This is a genomic window from Tolypothrix campylonemoides VB511288_2 (assembly GCF_045999855.1).
Taxonomy (GTDB): domain Bacteria; phylum Cyanobacteriota; class Cyanobacteriia; order Cyanobacteriales; family Nostocaceae; genus Scytonema; species Scytonema bouteillei_A.
Window position 1 is genome coordinate 1,002,471 of the sequence record NZ_JBFPMW010000001.1, and the last position, 17,836, is coordinate 1,020,306.

Annotated in this window: 14 protein-coding genes; 8 read left to right on the forward strand and 6 right to left on the reverse strand. The window is 42.5% G+C overall.

Annotation, left to right across the window (positions count from 1 at the left end; translation table 11 throughout):
• Window positions 1-98 precede the first annotated feature (98 nt).
• On the forward strand, window positions 99-485 hold the full coding sequence (locus AB0756_RS04225) for a tautomerase family protein (RefSeq protein ID WP_038082327.1): 387 nt from the start codon (window positions 99-101) through the stop codon (window positions 483-485).
• A gap of 59 nt (window positions 486-544) precedes the next feature.
• On the opposite strand, the gene AB0756_RS04230 is transcribed toward AB0756_RS04225, so the two are convergent.
• The 5 genes from AB0756_RS04230 to AB0756_RS04250 all read right to left on the reverse strand — a co-directional run bounded on the left by AB0756_RS04230 (window position 545) and on the right by AB0756_RS04250 (window position 8,044).
• Window positions 545-2,875, reverse strand: coding sequence for a heavy metal translocating P-type ATPase (locus AB0756_RS04230; RefSeq protein WP_038082328.1), 2,331 nt, complete (start codon window positions 2,873-2,875; stop codon window positions 545-547).
• Window positions 2,876-3,096: 221 nt separating this feature from the next.
• The gene (locus tag AB0756_RS04235) at window positions 3,097-3,897 is read right to left on the reverse strand and encodes an SDR family oxidoreductase (protein WP_237266007.1); all 801 of its coding nucleotides are present in this window, start codon (window positions 3,895-3,897) and stop codon (window positions 3,097-3,099) included.
• Between the two features lie 86 nt (window positions 3,898-3,983).
• Window positions 3,984-4,805 carry an NADPH-dependent oxidoreductase gene (locus AB0756_RS04240; protein ID WP_038082329.1) on the reverse strand — a complete coding sequence of 274 codons (822 nt, stop codon included), beginning with the start codon at window positions 4,803-4,805 and terminating at the stop codon, window positions 3,984-3,986.
• A gap of 266 nt (window positions 4,806-5,071) precedes the next feature.
• On the reverse strand, window positions 5,072-6,190 hold the full coding sequence (locus AB0756_RS04245) for a sulfonate ABC transporter substrate-binding protein (RefSeq protein WP_038082331.1): 1,119 nt from the start codon (window positions 6,188-6,190) through the stop codon (window positions 5,072-5,074).
• A gap of 96 nt (window positions 6,191-6,286) precedes the next feature.
• Window positions 6,287-8,044, reverse strand: a complete 1,758-nt coding sequence (locus AB0756_RS04250) for an iron uptake porin (protein WP_038082332.1) — start codon at window positions 8,042-8,044, stop codon at window positions 6,287-6,289.
• A gap of 502 nt (window positions 8,045-8,546) precedes the next feature.
• Here AB0756_RS04250 and AB0756_RS04255 point away from each other — a divergent pair.
• The 6 genes from AB0756_RS04255 (at window position 8,547) to AB0756_RS04280 (ending at window position 15,413) form a co-directional block, all read left to right on the forward strand.
• Complete coding sequence (locus AB0756_RS04255; protein ID WP_038082336.1) at window positions 8,547-9,587, forward strand: NADP(H)-dependent aldo-keto reductase; 1,041 nt, start codon at window positions 8,547-8,549, stop codon at window positions 9,585-9,587.
• Window positions 9,588-9,850: 263 nt separating this feature from the next.
• Entirely contained in the window at window positions 9,851-11,458 is a 1,608-nt protein-coding gene (locus AB0756_RS04260; protein ID WP_050046559.1) for an FAD-dependent oxidoreductase, read from the forward strand.
• Window positions 11,459-11,515: 57 nt separating this feature from the next.
• Entirely contained in the window at window positions 11,516-11,845 is a 330-nt protein-coding gene (locus AB0756_RS04265; RefSeq protein ID WP_038082337.1) for a 4Fe-4S binding protein, read from the forward strand.
• Between the two features lie 43 nt (window positions 11,846-11,888).
• Window positions 11,889-12,953 carry an ABC transporter substrate-binding protein gene (locus tag AB0756_RS04270; RefSeq protein ID WP_237266006.1) on the forward strand — a complete coding sequence of 355 codons (1,065 nt, stop codon included), beginning with the start codon at window positions 11,889-11,891 and terminating at the stop codon, window positions 12,951-12,953.
• 251 nt (window positions 12,954-13,204) lie between these two features.
• Complete coding sequence (locus AB0756_RS04275) at window positions 13,205-14,164, forward strand: D-2-hydroxyacid dehydrogenase (protein WP_038082340.1); 960 nt, start codon at window positions 13,205-13,207, stop codon at window positions 14,162-14,164.
• Window positions 14,136-15,413: an MFS transporter gene (locus tag AB0756_RS04280; RefSeq protein ID WP_038082341.1), complete on the forward strand. Its 1,278-nt coding sequence runs from the start codon at window positions 14,136-14,138 to the stop codon at window positions 15,411-15,413. The genes AB0756_RS04275 and AB0756_RS04280 overlap by 29 nt, the downstream gene beginning before the upstream one ends.
• A gap of 93 nt (window positions 15,414-15,506) precedes the next feature.
• On the opposite strand, the gene AB0756_RS04285 is transcribed toward AB0756_RS04280, so the two are convergent.
• The gene (locus tag AB0756_RS04285) at window positions 15,507-16,304 is read right to left on the reverse strand and encodes a hypothetical protein (RefSeq protein ID WP_038082342.1); all 798 of its coding nucleotides are present in this window, start codon (window positions 16,302-16,304) and stop codon (window positions 15,507-15,509) included.
• Window positions 16,305-16,810: 506 nt separating this feature from the next.
• Here AB0756_RS04285 and AB0756_RS04290 point away from each other — a divergent pair.
• A complete protein-coding gene (locus AB0756_RS04290) occupies window positions 16,811-17,209 on the forward strand; it encodes a hypothetical protein (protein WP_038082343.1) in 399 nt (132 codons plus the stop codon).
• Window positions 17,210-17,836 lie beyond the last annotated feature (627 nt).

Below are 17,836 nucleotides of genomic sequence, written 5' to 3' on the forward strand. Positions count from 1 at the left end.
GTAAACAATAACTCTACTACGGAAAGCCCTCTTTATTTTGGCGGAGGTATTGTTGGCATTTAAGATTAAGATCTTTGAGATTGTCAGGAGATTAAGTTATGGTACAAACTAAAATTTACGGATTAAGAGAGCGACTTAACCCAATCAAATCGCAACTCTCTGATATCATTCATTCTTGTGTCATGGATGCGCTTCAGTATCCCTCCGATAAACGCGCACATCGATTTTTCCCACTTGACGCTTCAGATTTTTTCTACCCCGCAGGTCGTACCGATCGGTATACCATTATTGAATTCAGTATGATTGAGGGACGGAGTGTTGAGACAAAGAAGCAATTAATTCGTCTATTGTTTGAGCGAGTTCAGGTACTTGGAATCTCAACACAAGATTTAGAGATGACTATTTTTGAGACACCAAAGCATAATTGGGGCTTTCGAGGTTTACCCGGAGATGAGCATCAATTGAACTACAAAATTGAGGTGTAACTGTAGATGATGTTTTTCATCATAGAGATACACAGAAGCCAGCGCCATGCAAGGGTTCCTCAAACAATAAGTTTTGCTCGAAAATTCCGCAAACGCAAAGCATTTGTAACAACGGACACCGAACTAAATGCCATTGCTGCACCTGCAACAATAGGGTTAAGCAGCCAGCCAAAGATAGGGAAAAGAATTCCTGCAGCGATGGGAATCCCCGCTACATTATAGATAAAAGCAAAGAAGAGATTTTGACGAATATTATTAATTGTGGCACGGCTCAGTTGAATTGCGGTCACAATTGAGAGTAAATCCCCAGATATTAATGTAATATCACTTGCTGCAATTGCAACATCTGTCCCAGTACCGATCGCTATGCCCACATCGGCTTGAGCTAATGCAGGTGCATCGTTGATTCCATCACCAACCATAGCAACAATGGAACGGGACTGTGGCGGAACGGGGAATAATTGTAAATCTTTTCCCGCCCTCTTCCTTTCTCCGCCTCTTCCCCTTCTTTCTGCTTGGAGAGACTGAATGACTGCAGCTTTTCGATCGGGACGCACTTCAGCGAAAACACGGTTAATACCAACTTCACGGGCAATAGATTCAGCAGTCCGGCGGTTGTCACCTGTCAGCATCACAACTTCTAAACCTAATTTTTGCAATGCTTTCACTGCTTGACCAGAAGTGGGTTTGATAGCATCTGAAATGCCCATCAATCCTTGCATTTGTCCGTCAACTGCAATCCAAACTGCTGTTTTGCCCAAGTATTCCAAACGTTCTTTATCTTGTTGCAAGGCTTGGGTTGGAATGCTCAATTCTTCCATCCAGCGTTGTGTACCAAGTTGTACGAGATGGTCACAGACTATACCTTGTACGCCACTACCTGCAATTGCTTCCAAATCTTTGACTGCGGCTAACTGTACTTCTTGAGATTCGGCATATCTGACAACAGCGTCTGCAAGGGGATGTTCTGAATAACGTTCCACAGATGCAGCAAGTTGCAACAATTTCATTTCATGACTGTTAGCTGTTCCATTTACCGTTATAAAGTCCGTGACTGTGGGTTTACCTTGGGTAATAGTTCCAGTTTTGTCAAGTACGATAGTTTGAATTTTGTGTGCAAGTTCCAAACTTTCGGCACTTTTAATGAGAATACCATTTTCCGCACCTTTCCCAGTGCCCACTATGACGGATGTGGGCGTAGCCAAACCTAAAGCACACGGACAGGCAATAATAAGTACCCCAACTGTTGTTATCAGTGCTAGGCTCAAGTTACCCGTGACGTTAAACCAAATGATAAAGGTCAGCAGTGCAATCGCTATCACCACAGGTACAAACCATCCAGTCACTTGGTCTGCGAGTCTTTGAATTGGGGCTTTAGAACCTTGAGCCTGCTGTACTAATTGGACTATCTGTGCCAGTACGGTATCTTTTCCAACTCGTGTGGCTTGAAATTTGAAACTGCCAGTTTTATTGATAGTGCTACCAATGACTTCATCACCTGGTTGTTTTTTAATGGGAACACTTTCCCCAGTAATCATGGCTTCATCAACAGTGGATGTGCCTTCTACTACTTGACCATCTACGGAGATTTTCTCACCAGGTCGGACTAATAGAACATCTCCAACTTGTACTTCCTCAATTGGAATATCGATTTCGCGTCCTCTGCGAATTAAACGTGCTGTTTTGGCTTGCAGACCAATTAACTTACGAATAGCTTCTCCGGTTTGACTTTTGGCACGAGTTTCTAACAGTCTTCCCAGTAAAATCAGTGAAATAATGACTGCTGCGGCTTCATAGTAGACATCAGGGCTGAGACCTTGGGCTGTCAACCAATTGGGAAAAAAGGTGGGAAAAAGAGAATAAACGTATGCAGTGGTTGTGCCTAAAGCTACGAGTGTGTCCATTGTAGCGGCTCGACGTTTTAAAGCTTTCCACGCATTGACGTAAAACGATGCACCGCACCAAAACAGTATTGGAGATGTTACAACCAACTGCAACCAGGGATTGTGCAGCCACGTAGGAATCAATGGAATATGTAGCCCTGTCATCATTGGTATTGACCCAATGACGAGCACTGCACTCAGGATACCCGAGATCGCCACTTTACGCGTTAACACTCGAATTTCTTGCGATCGCACCCGTTTTTCTACATCATCTTCCGCCAAAGGGCTCTGTTGCTGTAGGGGATAAGCAGAGTAACCCGCCTCAGCTACCGCATTTTGAATAACTTGTAAATCTGTTTTTTCGGGATCGTATTCTATTGTTGCCTGTTCTGCACCAAAATTCACAATGCATTCATCCACACCAGAAACGGAACTAATAGCTTTTTCAACACTTCTGGCACAAGAGGCACAACTCATACCCCGGAGCTTAAGTATAGCATTCTCCATAAGACTGCTCCTGACTCTCAATAGCACCCATTAACAACTTACTTTCATCATGAATGCTCCAGTACACTGGAGAGTCAAGAGGGTCAGAAGAAAAATATCTCTCACTTCCCACTACGAATATCGCCGATCTTCCTTTTTCTCGCTCTAGCCTGTGGCAACTCCTTCAGAGTACGCTTCCTTTGTTGCGTCTTTGCGGTTCATATCCTCACAACAGACATTTGCTAAAGCACAGATTGACAAAGCCCCCCATCGACTTGCAACATCACTCCATTGATAAACGAAGCCGCAGGCGAACACAAGAAAACAGCAACGTTAGCAAACTCCTCGGGTTTACCCATACGACCTAAAGGCACTGTAGAATTGATATTCGCAATTTCTTCTGCGGGAGATTTTCCATTTCTTGCAGTACGGGCTGCTATCAATTCTTCAACTCGTTCTGTATAAGTCCAACCAGGTAAGATACTATTAACACGGATTCTGTCAAGCCCGAGTTCTCGACTTAAACTTTTTGTTAAACCAATCACAGACAAGCGAATAGAATTCGACAAAATTAGATTTTGAACTGGCTGTTTCGTTGAAGAGGAAGTGATGGTAAGAATTGCCGGAGTAAATGATTTACGCAAATAAGGTAATGCCAGTTTAATCAGTCGAACTGCACTTAACAAAATCAAATTTACAGAAGTCTCCCATTCCGTTAGATCGACATCATCAAAACTACCCGATGGCGGTCCGCCTGTATTTGTTACAAGGATATCCAAACCTCCAAATCTGGTGACAGTAGTCTCAATAACCCGTTCAACATCTTCGGGTTTAGTCAAATCTGCACGTATGGCCAAGACTTCTGTACCCGTTTCGTTTTCAATTTCAGCAGCCGCTTTTTCAACTAACTCGCTGCGGGCGCAAATAGCTACTTTTGCTCCCTCACGAGCAAATTGACGCGCTGTCGCTTTACCCAAACCTTTGCTTGCTGCTGTTACTAAAACAATTTGACCGTTCAGTTGTAAATCCATTTTTTTATACATACTTACTAGTGAGTGATTAATAGTTAGTTGTTGTTAAAAAGATTACAGCTAACAACTAACTACTAACCACTAACCATTCTCTACCGTTATCGCAGCTCGAAGCCTAAAGTTTTCAAAGCTTCACGCAAGCGATCGCGTCCGGATAAAGACTCAGCCGAAATCACTCGCTTAACAGAATGCTCCGACCAGTCGCCTGGAACGCTCATCTGTTGCGAGGTGTAAAAATCTTTCATGACCTCATTATATTGTGCGATCGCCTCATCTTGCTCTGCCAGCTTGTACGTTTCCCGATGCAATATAGCTGACTGGGACAAACGTGGTTTAATAGCAGCAGGTTGAGCGGGATTTGGATAACCCACGCACAACCCAAATACAGCAAAGACATGAGGAGGCAAATTAAGAACTTCAGCGACTTCCTCAGGATGATTCCGCAATGCACCAATATACACTGTTCCCAAACCCAGAGACTCAGCAGCTACAGTTGCGTTTTGGGCTGCTAGTGCTGCATCTATGGCTGCCATCAGGAACATTTCTAAATAATCCAAACCCTCATGAGGCAAACCGCGACTCTCAGCAATGTAAGCCAGACGGGCTAGATCGGCTAGCCAAACAAGAAATAGAGGACATTGCCGAATATGAGCCTGATTTCTAGCCAGTTGTGACAATTTTTCTTTGCGTTGTGCATCTTCTACAGCTACGACACTCCATGTTTGAAGATTAGAGGAAGTAGAGGCAGATTGAGCCGCAGCAACCAAAGTTTCCAGGGTACCGGGCGGTACAGAATCGGAAAGATAAGCACGAATCGAACGGTGAGAAAGCAAATTTGCTATAGTCTCGTTCCAAGGAATATCTGTATTAATGGTATCAACACCATAGCGGTGGTGTAATAACTCGGTTAGATTTGTCATAAGTGGTTGGTGGTGAGTGGTTGGTAGTTGGTGGTTTTCAAATACAAAATATCTTGCGATCGGGTATCTTGCTCGCTCCTAAATAAAGGACAGGCAAATAGTAGGGTGGCAATGCCCACCAATAACGGGATGTAAGTAGAGAGGCGCAAAAAAACGAATTATATAACGAAGCCTAAAAACCTCTTCCCTTCTGCCATCTGCCTTGTCATGACGACAATTTTTCACACCACCTACTTAGTAAGTATTACTACTAAAAACTACCCAAATTATGTTTTAGGAGACAGTGACGCGTATTGTTCTGGTTTTAACATAGCTTCTTTAACATCTATCTTCTTCGGTATCAACTTCAAGTTGTAGAATGTATCTGCAACTTGCTGTTGCGTAGCAATCAGATCGTCAGTGATGGGTACAACCCCAAAACGTTTTCGATTGGTAGCTCGTTTCATTGTATCCAAATCAATCCCCAATACGGGTGAAAGAGTTTCTGCCACCGCCTCCCGATTTTTATCAGACCATTCCTCCAATTTTTGGATTTCTTCTAAGACTGCCTTGATCGTTTCTTGGTTTTCATCCGCAAACTTGCGACTGGCTAAATAATATCCGCCTTGTTTGTTGACACCCGTACCATCTACCAAAACACGAGCATTCGCGTTTTTTTCAGCAGCTGCATAAAAGGGGTCCCAAATAGACCAAGCATCTATACTACCCTTGACAAAGGCAGCACGAGCATCAGCTGGAGGTAAATACACGGGTTGAATCTCACTGTATTGCAATTTTGCTTTTTCTAGCAGTTGCAACAACATATAGTGAGCGCTAGAACCTTTTTGAAAAGCGATTTTTTTGCCTTTTAGGTCGGCTAATGTTTTAATAGGAGAATTTTGCGGAACAAGAATTGCCGAACCTTGAGGGCTAGCGGCTATTCCTGCAATGTATGTCAGTGCTGCACCAGCCGCTTGGGCAAAAATTGGTGGTGATTCGCCTGTATGACCAAAATCAATACTGCCAACATTTAAGGCTTCTAGAAGTTGCGGACCCGCAGGAAATTCAATCCACTCAACAGATACGCCTTCGGGTTGCAGGCGTTTTTCCAAAACCCCCTTGGCTTTAATGAGAATTGCTGATTTTTGATAGCCAAATCTGAGGACTGATGCTTTGGTAGAACCACTGTTAGCAACAGATGTGGCTGTAGGGTTAGAAGTGTCAGCAGTATTATTGGCAGAACATGCAGCAAATAACAAGCTCAGAAATAAGCCAGCAAGAAAAGCTCCAAAAAATGGCTTGGAAAAGACAGACAACAGTCCCTGGCTTCTGTCACGCCTCTGGAAGCGGAGTTTTGTCAATGCTTTCCATTGACTGAGTAAGATTTGAAGAATTTGGTCAAGCACCCAACTTTGCTCCTACAAAAAACATTGCTTACTTTATATTGATTGATTTACCGTAGTATTTTAAGAAAAAAAACAAATTGGCAACATAAACTTTTGCTAAAAAGCAAAACTGGTACGAAGAACGCCTACCCAAATTGGGTCATTAGCATCATTATGTTCTGGTTTGGTAATCACATAAACAACGGGCGTAACACTGATATTGCTATTTAACCGGAAGCGATAGAAAGCCTCAATATGTAAAGAAGTATCTGGATCTTCTCTGCGCTGTCCTGCTACTCTATAGTCAGTATCTGTCACTTTGGGCGGTACACCAATCACAAATCCTCCTAAATTACCTTCTTTAAATAAATCGGGGAACCCAAGAGTGAGCGCACCATTGAGAATTGTTGCTTCGCTATCACCTCCTGTTTCTTGGTGTGCGCGAGTATAGCCAAACCAACCGCCCAGAGCAAAGCCAGGAGTGGCTCTCCAGTTGAATTGAAGCCCAAAATTATCAGATGTTGTAGCATTTTGCTGAAAAGGATTTCTGGCAAAGGCGCTTCCCGTACCTCCAGTCAAGTTAAAACCAGATTGAGCAATATAGTATTTGCGAGCATAAGTCAAAGCAACATCTAATTTGCGACTGGGAGAGAAAGTGAGTTGACCAATGGCGAGGGACGTGCTGTTGCTTAAACCTCTTGTTGGTAAATTAGATTGAAAGTTCTCAAGTATGTAACTTGCGTGAAATTGCAGTTGGTCGCTAAATCGGTAAGCAAATGCTACCCCCGCACCATCAAAACCGGGTCGGTAAACAGTGGGGTTAAACTGTCCAAATCGAGAAAAAGCACCGTTGAGAGCGCTACCCGTTAAGTTTGTAACTGTCGGCATATAAGCAGGTGGATTGAGTGTCCGAGTACCTACCCAAGCAGTTGCCTTGCTGCCTATGGGGAAACGATAATACAGAGCATCAACATACAAGTCATTATCTGGGTAGTTAGCCCCTCCATCTAAGGTAAAACGGGTCATTTGAGTTCCTGTGGAAGCTCCCATGTTAGGAATACCATATGCCGTTAAACTTGTTGTTAACTGGTCTCTACCGGTAAAACTAGTTTGTAAACCCAGTCTGGCGCGGTAACCAAAAATGGTGTTAGAGTCATCGTCAGTATCATCCGGTTCTGTGTTGTTTGCTCGCGGTCCGATGGCATCAGCCAGTACAAAGACGGCATCACCTACCAATTTGGTCGTTGTGGAAAATTGATTGGCTTCTACTTCAGCAACACGAGGTTCCAAACCGTCCACTCGCCCTCGTAACTCAGCAATTTCCGGTCCAAACTCTTTAGTTAATCTTTCTAAAGCAGCTAACTCTTCTTTAGTTAACAAATCAGCTGTAGAAGAGGCAATGAGGCGATTGATTTGATCCAAGCATGAATTAAGACCTGCAGCAAACTCATAACGAGAAAGAGCGCGGTTACCACGATAAGTGTTGTCTGGATAGCCTACAATACAACCATAACGCTCAACCAACGATTGAAGTGCGACAAAAGCCCAATCAGTTGGTTGTACATCCGAAAGTTGGGAAACCGATGTAGTTTGTGGCAAATTTCCTTTCTGTTTTGCTGAAGAACTTTGCGATTGTACAGTTGGTGTAGAGCCACTTTCCAACTCAGAAACTGATGGTGTTCGTGAGAAACTCTTTTCTTTAGGTTTGAGCAAAAAAGAACTTGATGAAGTATCTGGTTCACTTAATCTTTCTTCACTTTTTTTTGTCTGTTCTGTTGTTTCTGTTGACTGGGCAACAGCTTTTGTATGAGTGGCTGAGAAGATACTTAAAATAACCGGAGTAGCGAGCAGTAAGTTCCAAACAATTTTGTTCATTGCAGAAGAAATTTACTTTCAAGTTGAATCAACTACAGGATGCAGGATGAAGTATACAGTATGAAGCTATTCCCTCAATAAATTGAGGGAAATCATATTTATTTTGTCAGATTTTTGTTCATCCTTTACCTTTCATCCTTAATCCTTTTTTTGTCAAGTCAATAATTCAAAATTCAAAAGACTAGTGCTGAAAAACTATGGGTTTTTAGAGTAAAAAACTTTATTTTCAAACAAAGTACGGTAATACAGTCGAATTTATGATGTTTGATTCTACTAGATACAAGTATTTCATAAAAACTGTAGTTACTAAGTATTTTTAGCTACAATTCCTTATGAGTGACTTTTTGAAAACTTAAGTTGCTTGTTGAAGTTAAGTCTGATAGTATCTTAAGATTTTCTTGTAAATACGCATATTTTGGTAGGTTTGCAGTATTTTAATGTCAAGATGTAGTATTTTTAAGTCTTAGATAAGAAAACCATCGGAAAAAACTTTGTCTGACGTATGAAGTACAATCAGCTTGGTGAGAGCGACCTTAAGGTTTCCGAAATTTGTCTTGGAACCATGACCTACGGTCAGCAGAATACCATTGAAGACGCACATCTACAGCTAGACTATGCCGTTAGCCAAGGGATTAACTTTATTGACACGGCAGAAATGTACCCAGTACCACCCCGTGCTGAAACACAAGGGCGAACTGAAACTTTTATCGGTGAATGGTTGAAAAAGCAACAGCGGGATAGACTGATTATTGCTACAAAAATTGCCGGACCCGGTCGCCCCATAACTTGGGTAAGGGGAGGAGCGACGAACATAAAAAGCGACAACATCAAGCAAGCGGTAGATGACAGCCTCAAGCGATTGCAAACAGATTACATCGATTTGTACCAAATCCACTGGCCCGATCGCTACGTTCCTACCTTTGGACAAACAGAGTACAACCCTCATTTTGAGCGTGAGACAGTACCCATCGCCGAACAGCTAGCAGCTTTTGCTGATGTCATTAAGGAGGGAAAAATCCGCTACCTGGGTTTAAGTAATGAAACTCCTTGGGGAGTGGCTCAGTTTAGTCAGATTGCCAAAGAGTTAGGGCTGCCCAAAGTTGTTGCCATTCAAAACGCTTATAATTTACTGAATCGGGTGTTTGATTCTGCTTTAGCAGAAGCTTGCCGTTACGAGAATGTTGGTTTGCTAGCTTACAGCCCTTTAGGATTTGGTTTACTATCAGGCAAATACTTAGAAGGCAATAAACCGGAGAAGACACGACTGACTCTTTTTGAAAACTTTGGACAGCGCTATCTCAAGCCGAATGTAAGTGAAGCGGTTACGGCTTATGTTGAAATTGCCCGCAGTCACAATCTCAAACCCTCACAATTAGCTATCGCCTTTGTCATCAGCCGTTGGTTTGTCACCAGTACGATCGTTGGTGCAACAACTCTCGAACAACTTCAAGAGAACATAGATAGCGTTAATGTAACTCTAGATAAAGAGATACTGGCAGAATTGAATGCCGTTTACACTCGTTATCCCAATCCTGCCCCATAACGGGTAATCTTTTTTTTAAACTGCTTGCTTTTCCCAAGAAACTATGCAAAACTCTCCTATTAGGTTAATGCGGTAAATCTACCAATTAACCGTATTTTATAGATGCCAATGCGAACTCGATCGGCAGCTTTTGCTAGAAAGCTGCTGGTTTTCATCCTTACACGAGTGGTTTGTCACATGAATTTTGATGGAGTTGCGTATCTGGCAGCCCCTCACAATTCATGCGGTCAAAGACTAGCAAACAATCATCAGGAATCCCTATTATGAAGCATTCATCTACAGGCGATTTTGACCCAAACATACAAGCAGATGTACTCGTTATAGGAGGCGGTCCTGCTGGCACTTGGGCTGCTTGGAGTGCAGCAACTTCCGGTGGGAATGTTGTTCTCGTAGATAAAGGATATTGCGGTACAAGTGGATGTGCGGCTGCATCTGGAAATGGTGTGTGGTATGTACCGCCCGATCCAGAAGCAAGGGAAGCAGCTATGGCATCTCGCGAAGCTTTGGGTGGCTATTTATCAAACCGCGATTGGATGAAGCGGGTTCTCGATCGAACCTATACCAACGTGAACTTGCTTGCTGACTGGGGTTATCCCTTTCCTACAGATGATGAGGGCAAACCCTACCGCCGTTCTTTGCAGGGTCCAGAGTATATGCGACTGATGCGAAAGCAAGTCAAACGGGCAGGGGTAACAATTTTAGATCATAGCCCAGCTTTGCAACTGCTTGTAGATTCTGAGGGTACAGTTGCAGGAGCAACCGGAGTCCATCGTCAGTCTGGTAAAACATGGATGGTTCGGGCTGGGGCGGTCATCATTGCAACTGGAGGCTGTGCTTTTTTAAGTAAAGCACTCGGGTGCAATGTCTTGACAGGGGACGGCTACCTCATGGCAGCCGAAGCGGGTGCTCAAATGTCAGGTATGGAATTTTCTAATGCCTATGCGATCGCACCCGCTTTTTCTTCCGTTACCAAAACCCTATTTTACAACTGGGCAACATTTACTTACGAAGACGGCACACCAATTCCGGGTGCGGGATCGCAACGAGGTCGTTCCGTTATTGCCCAAACCCTTTTGACACAACCAGTGTATGCCATATTGGACAAAGCAGAAGAAGATATGAGGGCAGCTATGCGGAAAGCACAGCCTAACTTCTTCTTACCATTTGACCGTGCGGGTATCGATCCATTCACCCAACACTTTCCCGTCACGCTCCGTTTAGAAGGAACCGTGCGCGGTACTGGCGGAATCAGAATTATAGATAATACCTGTGCCACATCTGTTGCGGGATTGTATGCAGCAGGAGATGCTGCAACAAGAGAATTAGTTTGTGGAGGATTCACAGGAGGCGGTAGCCATAATGCAGCTTGGGCATTGTCTTCCGGTTATTGGGCAGGGCAGTCTGCGGCATCCTACGCCAAACAACTAGGAGAGCGAGCAAAAGTTCGCGACACCGAACCAATAGGCGAAATTGCATTCAATCCTACAAGCAAACACACTCTTAACGTGGAAGAAGCAATTCGGGCAACTCAAGCCGAAGTCTTCCCATACGATCGCAATTATTTCCGCACCGAAAAAGGCTTGACAGAATCCCTACACAACTTAGATGACCTTTGGAAAGAAATCCGCACTAGCCTTGCAGTGAACGATCGCAATCTCATCCGAGCAAGAGAAGCCGCAGCGATGGTAGCAACGGCAAGATGGATGTATAACAGCGCTCTAGCAAGGAAAGAGACTCGCGGAATGCACAAACATTTAGACTATCCACAACAAGACACCAATCAACAGCGTTCTTTAGTTAGTGGAGGTTTAGATAAAGTGTGGGTTAAGGGACTGGAGGCTGAGAACTGGGGACTGGGAAGTAAAAACTAGAAAAAAGAAACTTCCCAATCTCCAATCTCCAATCTCCAACATCTAAGGAGTAAGAGCATGATAGAGTTAGTCAGTGAGTCAAAGTGCATTGAGTGTAATGTGTGCGTAAACGTTTGTCCAACAAACGTATTCGATATGGTACCAGATGCACCGCCAACTATTGCCAGACAAAGCGACTGTCAAACCTGTTTCATGTGTGAGTTGTATTGTCCCACAGACGCTCTTTATGTCGCACCCCAAGTTGAGCCACTTGAGTCAGTCAATGAACAAGTTTTGGCTGAAAAAGGGTTTTTGGGAAGTTACCGCCGAGACATTGGCTGGGGACGCGGGCGTGAAAGCGGGGCAAAACAAGACTCAACTTACGAGTTGTTGAAGCATATGAAGTAACACAACAAGTTTTTAAGCACATCACACATATCAATATCTGACTATGAAAAGGAAGTGTCACTCTGTTCGCGATTCCTACCTCATGCAGATTCTACCAAGTTCAAAAGTTCTGCCAAAAGCAAGCAGACCAGCTAAATTCACAGCCCTAGTTACACTTGTGCCATTGTTTTTGGGAGTGTTTCACGGTTCGAGTCCAACTTTATCTCAACCTGCATCAAGCAATGGTGCTACCCTACGTCTTGGTTATATTAGTAGCGGCGGTGGTAAAAGCCCAATAGGACCTGCGGGATGGGCGCTTCATAAAGGTCGCCTCAAGCCAGAGTTGCAGAAGTTGGGTATTACAGAGTTGCGATTGCTTAGTTTTCCTAACGGACCAAACCTCAATGAAGCCTTAGTAGCAGGTCAAGTAGACGTTGGGATTTATGGTGATACACCAGCTATTGTAGCTCGCTCTAATGGGGTACCAACAAAATTGATCGGTCAAGAACAGGTAGGTACAAATGCTTGGTTAGTGGCTAAAAAAAATGGGCCTCGTTCATTAGCAGAGTTGAAAGGGCAAAAAGTAGCTACATCAAAAGGGTCCTATATGCACCGCTATTTGATAGGATTGTTACAAAAGTCCGGTATTGCCCAACAAGTCACTGTTGTTCACTTATTACCTCCTGAAGCACAAGCAGCATTAGAAAGAGGCAATGTAGCTGCGATCGCAGCAGCAACCGGAACAGGTCCCCTTTTACGTGCTAAAGGATATCCAGTTCTGGATGAAGCCGTCAAACATCCAGATTTACCTGGCACAAGCGTGGCTGTAGCAACCGAAACTTTTCTGACTAAGTATCCCGATTTTCCCAAAACATGGAATCGAATTAGACAAACATCACTCAAAGAAATCAAAGCTCGTCCACAAGAGTATTACCAATTTCACGCTCAAGCGTCTGGATACCCAGTCGATATTGTGAAAGCTTCTTTTCCTTTATCACAATTTCCTGAAGAACCACTACCAGCAAGGGGGCTGCAACTGTTAGAAAGTACAAAGAAGTTTTTAGTTTCACAAAAACTTGCCAGAGCGGATTTTCCACTCAGTGAGTGGATTCACAATCAAAAACAATAGTAAAAAATTATACTTGTTTTTCATCTCCGACGTTTTAACCTACCTCAACCTCTCCGATTTAGCTAACTTGTGCGTAGAAGTGAGATTTACCTCCCTTAATCTCCCCGATAGAGGGAAGCGAATTTTCAGTTCCTTCTTTATAAAGAGGAGGGTTAGGGTGGAGTAAAGTTCGCTATTACAGACTTGTGTGTACACCGTAACTTAATAAAGGAGAGGCTTCTCTAAATTTATCTGTCATTTATAACTAAACAATGAAACTTATATTACCTACAGACATTGTAGAAGACCTCAAACCACAACTACCTTCAGACGTCAATGTTGTACGTCTAGATAGTGATGGCAATATTGATGGCGATGCGACAGATGCTGAAGTTTATTTCAGTTGGTTTTTGCTAAAACCGACAATCTTAAATACAGTACTAGAAGCAGCACCAAAACTACGGTGGCATCATGCACCTAATGCTGGCGTCGATCGCATTCTCACACCAACGAACTTGGAACAGTACTTAAAACGCGATATTACTCTCACCAATGGGGCGGGAGTTCATTCGATCCCCATAGCTGAATTTGCGATCGCTTTTATGCTAGCTCATGCCAAGCATCTGCGAGAATTATACGATTTACAAGACCAACATCTCTGGAAAAGAGGTTTTCCCATCCGAGAATTATTAGATTCAACTCTATTAATTATTGGTGCTGGTGGTATTGGACAAGAGATTGCTGCTCGTGCTAAAGCCTTTGGTATGAGAATATTGGGAAGTCGCCGCGATCCCCAAGCATTACCAAATTTCGATAAAATTGTGGGTGCAGATGAATGGCGTTCTCTTCTCTCTGAATCAGACTATGTCGTTGTTGCAACACCGCTGACCCCGGAAACTAGGGGTTTGATAGATGAAGCAGCACTGCAAGCCATGCGTCCTGACACCTACTTGATTAATATAGCTCGCGGTGGAGTTGTAGATGAACCTGCATTGATCAAAGCTCTCCAAGAAGGTTGGATTGCAGGTGCTGGATTAGACACAGTATTGACCGAACCCTTACCACCCGAAAGCCCTTTGTGGTCGCTTCCCAACGTCTTTCTAACACCACACTGCACCGGTCACTCTCCAAGAGTCAAAGAACGCACTCTAGCTCTTTTTTTAGATAATTTAGAACGTTACCGTACAGGGAGATCCCTACGAAATGTGGTGGACAAAAAAGCAGGCTACTGAATCATCTCAACAACACGATCCCTATGCAGCATGGCGCTACCGCGATTACTGTTTTTATGCACTCGGTCACAACCTCTTACTTTTAGGCAACCAAATGCAAAGCGTTGCTATTGGTTGGGAACTTTACGAACGAACGGGTTCGGCATTGATTTTAGGTGGAGTTGGTTTAGTACAGGTTATACCTGTTATCTTACTGACTTTACCTGCAGGTCATATTGCAGATAGGTGGGATCGCAAGCGCACTGTCTTGTTGACCACTTTAATGCTGGCATTATGCTCCCTTGGTTTAGCAGTTTTATCTTATGCGCGAGGTTCAATACCTCTTATTTATGTTTGTTTGCTTTTAGGTGGTGTTGCTAAAGCCTTCAATAACCCAGCATCTTCAGCTCTTCTACCTCAACTCATACCGTTAGAAGTGTTTGGTAATGCAGCAACATGGAATAGCAGTGGGTTTCAGCTAGCTGCAGTACTCGGTCCGGCTTTGGGAGGATGGGCGATCGCACTCACAACAAGTGCTACATCAGTTTATGTTATAGATGCCGTGCTGATTTTAATTTGCTTTGGCTTAATTGCAAAAATTAGCGAGGTACAAGCAGTACGTGCGATCGAACCTCTAAGTGTTAAAAGTCTATCAGCAGGGCTCAATTTTGTCTGGAAGCAAAAAATTATATTTGCTGCCATTACTTTGGACTTGTTTGCAGTCTTATTTGGTGGAGCAGTTGCTTTACTACCAATTTATGCTAAGGACATCCTGCAAGTTGGTCCTTCCGGTTTGGGATGGCTGCGTGCTGCACCCGCTTTTGGAGCTTTGACAATGGCGCTGTCTCTAGCTCACTTACCACCTATGAAAAAAGCAGGCAAAGCACTGTTATGGTCAGTTGCGGGATTTGGTGTTGTGACTGTTGTTTTTGGGCTGTCGCAATCGTTTTGGCTCTCGATGTTAATGCTTGCATTGAGTGGAGCTTTGGATAATATCAGCGTAGTCATCCGTCATACTTTAGTACAAATAGGTACACCGGATCGACTGCGGGGAAGAGTCTCTGCAGTAAACGGTGTATTCATTAGTATATCTAACGAATTAGGAGCTTTTGAATCCGGATTTGTTGCAGCTTTTTTCGGACCTATTTTTTCTGTAGTCAGTGGTGGTCTTGGAACACTGTTAGTTGTGCTGATGATTGCTTTATTGTTTCCAGAAATTCGCCGCTTGCGATCGCTTCAAGAAATTGATAGCACTGGATTGAATGCTTGAGGTTAAGTTGGTGGGGAGCGAAGGCTCCCTCACTTCTCAATTAAATCCCAACATATAACTTTGACTGCGTCTAACTCTTGATATTATTTTGAGTCACTTTTGCTTCAAATCAATCACTTTTTTTCCATCAGATCCAACAACGTAAAAATTTTGAGGGTAGACCCATTGTGTCTCTAAAGGTCCGTGGATTTGAATACCTGTCATGACAGCATAATGGAATATAGAAGAGTTTAAAGTCTTCAAAAGCTTTTCTATATCTTTAGAAATAATCTGGCCAGCTAACTTTGTGATCTCAACTAAATCGGGTTTATCTCCATATTGGAGGGTAGAAATAATTTTCTGACGAACAATGCTTTGCTCAATGTCTTGCATATCAGTTTCTAGATGGAGACATCCTAATTCCAGTTCTTTGACAATCGCTTCCAATGCACCGCAAGCATGAGAAGGTTTGTCGAGACCTTGGCGGTAGACTTTCCCAATCTCACCATACCGCGAAATCGCAATATGAGGCATGGCATAAAAAGTGAAACGACGCAGACCGTCAAAGATGGGAGTATGGTCCATTGCTGCTGCCAAACCCGTTTTGCCCATCGTGATGAACCCTGCTAAGCTGCAACAGTTGAATGTTTTCCCCCAATATCTAATGACGGCATCAAAGAGTGGATCTGTAATCTCATCACGACATATAGCTACCATACCCATTGTGTTTTCATCAATAAAGCCATGGGAATTCAAACACTCATAGGTCTTGCTCATATAGCTTTCTAATGGCAAAGTTCCTGGGAAATGACTTTGAACCGTTTGGTGGAAAGCAGGAAACACATTAGGATTGTAGCCATTTAGATCTTGCACAATGGTTTCTTGTTCTCGAACGTGGTAGTTTTGTATCATAATATGACTGCTAAACTTAACACTTCTTAATGGTTATAGCAAATATTGAGTCGTGAAGCCCTGATTGAAGTTGGAATTCATTTAGGATTTCTTGCAGCATCTGAGTTAATTTGAACAATGGCATCTTCCCTACCACTCAGACCTGAGTATTTATACGTATTTTAAGCAAACGAATCGCACACAAAATTTTACTTTGTATCCATTTTTACACGTGTTTTATTTAGCATCCTATAACACTTTCAAATTTTGGACAACTTACATAAGCTTCCATCCTTAAGGAAGCTTGAATGAAAATGAAAAATTTTCTAAAAATGTTATCGGCTGTATATTCTTCAATATTTTTAGTATAAATTGAGTCGATTCTATCCAATCTTGTTTTGATAACCATAGCCAAATCGAGTTATGTTTGGCTGTGTTTGCTGAGAGAGCAGATCTTGGACAAAATCTTCCGAAAAAGGACAATTTCAGTTTGTAGATAAAGCTATACAAACTTAAACAAACCAATTATGAAAAACGTAGATTGCAAAGGGACGAAATCTCTTTTGGGAATTTTAGCTATAGCTTCTGGAACTGCTTCCATATTAACAGCAACACTGGGAATAGCGAAGCCTGCTCTTGCCGCTAGAGGAATATTTAGCTGTAGCGCTGAAGGTGTAGTTGTTGAAGTTTCTCGACTCAACACCGGAACACTTCGTTATTCCGCATATAATATACCCACGACATTACAACGCCCGGATCTTATAATTGATAATGGTACAGTTAGATATAATCGAAATGGAGAGACAGTTTACAGATTTAGAAATAGAAACTATCAATATGTAGCCGTTAAAGATTCAGGTTATGGTAGGGTTTTGGTATATAGAAATAATCAACTAATCGCTACAAAATATTGTGGAGATGTTTAAAAATAACTGCAATAAAAAATTATTAATTCTCTAAATTAACTTTTATTCACTCTTGGTAAATAGAGTTAAGTAGAGCGCAAACTAAACTTCTTTACCAGAAGAGTATGATTATTACCCCTATACAATCTTATTCTAGTACAGTTCAGCGTAAATAAAGCAACCATTAGTGACAGAGAAAAAGCTTACGCGTTCGGATTCTAAATAGGATTGCTTTAGCTCTGTTAGATATTTTTATCTAAAACATTAACCTCCTCAGCATTGGACAAATTTTTAGCTCAGTTATGATGCGGAAAGTGCCATTCAGATAGAGAATGGCACTTTTTTCAGTCAAAAACTTAAAAACTCCCCGCTACCCAAACTGGCTAGAGAGGAAGTGCAATAGGGCTATGGGAGATAGCGATCGCCAATAAAATCAAAATTTTCTGTAGATTTACTGACTGGATCTGGCAACAGATTTTTGTAAGCGCTATATTTTTAGAATTGCACCAAATTTCACAATTGGCTAGTGTTTTTTTCGACCTTATCCAAAAAAATACATAGAGAACAAGTTAGTTATAAGTACTGATTCTTTTTGCTGAAATATTTATTTTTCATGAAGACAATCCTTTTATTATTCACAATATATAA

Bases quoted from the DNA above. Each gene is read 5' to 3' on its own strand.
- AB0756_RS04275 (WP_038082340.1), top strand. From the start codon at position 13,205: ATGAAACTTATATTACCTACAGACATTGTAGAAGACCTCAAACCACAA.
- AB0756_RS04260 (WP_050046559.1), top strand. From the start codon at position 9,851: ATGAAGCATTCATCTACAGGCGATTTTGACCCAAACATACAAGCAGAT.
- AB0756_RS04285 (WP_038082342.1), bottom strand. From the start codon at position 16,304: ATGATACAAAACTACCACGTTCGAGAACAAGAAACCATTGTGCAAGAT.
- AB0756_RS04270 (WP_237266006.1), top strand. From the start codon at position 11,889: ATGAAAAGGAAGTGTCACTCTGTTCGCGATTCCTACCTCATGCAGATT.
- AB0756_RS04225 (WP_038082327.1), top strand. From the start codon at position 99: ATGGTACAAACTAAAATTTACGGATTAAGAGAGCGACTTAACCCAATC.
- AB0756_RS04240 (WP_038082329.1), bottom strand. From the start codon at position 4,805: ATGACAAATCTAACCGAGTTATTACACCACCGCTATGGTGTTGATACC.
- AB0756_RS04290 (WP_038082343.1), top strand. From the start codon at position 16,811: ATGAAAAACGTAGATTGCAAAGGGACGAAATCTCTTTTGGGAATTTTA.
- AB0756_RS04255 (WP_038082336.1), top strand. From the start codon at position 8,547: ATGAAGTACAATCAGCTTGGTGAGAGCGACCTTAAGGTTTCCGAAATT.
- AB0756_RS04265 (WP_038082337.1), top strand. From the start codon at position 11,516: ATGATAGAGTTAGTCAGTGAGTCAAAGTGCATTGAGTGTAATGTGTGC.
- AB0756_RS04250 (WP_038082332.1), bottom strand. From the start codon at position 8,044: ATGAACAAAATTGTTTGGAACTTACTGCTCGCTACTCCGGTTATTTTA.
- AB0756_RS04235 (WP_237266007.1), bottom strand. From the start codon at position 3,897: ATGTATAAAAAAATGGATTTACAACTGAACGGTCAAATTGTTTTAGTA.
- AB0756_RS04230 (WP_038082328.1), bottom strand. From the start codon at position 2,875: ATGGAGAATGCTATACTTAAGCTCCGGGGTATGAGTTGTGCCTCTTGT.
- AB0756_RS04280 (WP_038082341.1), top strand. From the start codon at position 14,136: ATGTGGTGGACAAAAAAGCAGGCTACTGAATCATCTCAACAACACGAT.